Origin of the sequence: Pseudoalteromonas sp. 19-MNA-CIBAN-0066 (genome assembly GCF_040308705.1) — a bacterium.
In the GTDB taxonomy this organism is placed as follows: domain Bacteria; phylum Pseudomonadota; class Gammaproteobacteria; order Enterobacterales; family Alteromonadaceae; genus Pseudoalteromonas; species Pseudoalteromonas nigrifaciens.
The window spans coordinates 1-1891 of sequence record NZ_JBEONZ010000082.1; the positions used below are offsets into that span (position 1 = coordinate 1).

The 1891-nt window shown below is 43.5% G+C and carries 1 protein-coding gene; it reads left to right on the top strand.

The genetic code is table 11. The annotated features are described in order from the left end of the window. The first annotated feature begins 522 nt into the window (after nt 1-522). Nucleotides 523-1797, top strand: coding sequence for a group II intron reverse transcriptase/maturase (gene ltrA, locus AAEZ18_RS18250; protein WP_350595486.1), 1275 nt, complete (start codon nt 523-525; stop codon nt 1795-1797). The last annotated feature ends 94 nt before the right edge of the window (nt 1798-1891 follow it).

Sequence of the window (1891 nt, forward strand, 5' to 3'; positions counted from 1 at the left end):
ACCAATACTGTGCTTGAGGGTGGGATTTCTAACAGGGAGCCAGTGCAGTAACTGGGGAAGCCTGGCATCTAAACTTAATGAGAGTAAGTGGCCTAAATTCAAGGTGAAAGCCAAGATTTAGTGTCGGTGTGAGGTGGCAGATGAACCCGTAGTAGTGAGTAAGGCTAGGCCGATGAAAGCCAGTAATGGTGTGGAGGGGAAAACCAAGCCGACCATCAACATTATGTTTGATGGGGTCAACTTTAGCCAAAAGCTTTAATTGATTGCGAAGGGGGGAAGTATTCTTTAAGCGTATGAAAGACGGGAACTTTTGTTTATCGGCTCACAAGTATTTCGACGGAAATAGCCAAAATATGACGGCCAAACAGGAATGTAGACGCTGAGAATTGAAGGGCGAGCAATGGAGTAATGACTGACCACTTAGGCAGATTGCCAAAAAAGGCTAGCACACCTAATGTCATCATGAAGAATCAGCGATAAGTAGAGTGACACGAGCAGACATACCGCAAGCAAAGGCAGAAAATGACAGTTTACTACAGCTTGTACGGACAATTATTAGACATTAATAACCTGTACAAGGGATTCAAAAAAGTGAAAGCAGCGAAAGGAGCGGCCGGAATAGATAGGCAGACCGTAGGCGCATTCGCCCTGAATTTAGAAGCAAACTTAAAACAACTGCAACTTGAGCTGCAAACCAAGCAATATAGGGCACAACCTGTCAAACGGGTGGAAATACCCAAAGATGATGGCGGTGTCAGAATGCTAGGTATCCCCGCAGTTCGAGACCGAATAGTGCAACAAACACTATTGAACATACTCCAACCGATATTCGACATCGACTTTCACCCATCGAGTTTTGGGTATAGGCCGAAACGAAGCTGTCATGACGCTATCAGTAAAGCAAGTGTATTTATCCGTAAATACCATCGCGACTGGGTCGTAGACATGGATTTGTCGAAGTGTTTTGACCTGCTTGATCATGCTTTGATAATTAGGAGTGTTAGACGCAAAGTGACGGACGGTAGTATTTTAAAACTGATTAATCAGTTCTTAAAAAGCGGAGTAATGATAGGTGAACACTGGGAGGCTAGTACGATAGGAAGCCCACAAGGTGGCGTAATTAGCCCGTTATTGGCCAATATCTACCTAGATGCTTTCGATCAAGAAATGAAAAAGCGTAATCACCGAATAGTGAGGTATGCAGATGATATCTTGATTTTGTGCAGCACAGAAAAAGCAGCGCAAGAAGCACTTAAGGCATCCACCCAGATACTAGAGCGAGACTTGAAATTAACCGTGAACCAAAATAAAACCCATATTGCTCATAGCAGCAAAGGAGTGAAGTTTTTGGGAGTAGAGATAGGTAGCCAGTGGACACGGATACAAGCATCAAAACTCATCGGGTTTAAACAAAAAGTGAAGCAATTAACAAAACGTAACGGCGGCATAAATTTAGCAGAAGTAATAAAACGGCTAAATCCAGTTGTGCGCGGTTTTGTAAATTATTTTAGTATAGCCAATTGTAAACGAGAGCTAAAAGCCTTGGCAGGTTGGATCAGACGAAGACTAAGGGCAATACAGCTGAGGTTGTGGAAGAAGCCATCAAGGCTACATCGACGACTAAAGCAGTTAGGAAAAAAGCCACCGTTTAAGTTCATTAAGATGAACTCGTGGCGTAACTCACTAAGCCCTTTATCTTGTGTATCGATGCCAAACCAATGGTTTGAGGAGCTTGGTTTATATCCAATAGAAAAAGTGAATACGGGATGGCTTGCTTTATCGGCGTTTAGGAAATAAGTTGATAAAATGTGAAGGGTACAGGAGCCGTATACGAGGTCCGTACGTACGGTTCTGTGAGAGGGATGAGGCATAAGCCTCACCCTACTCGATG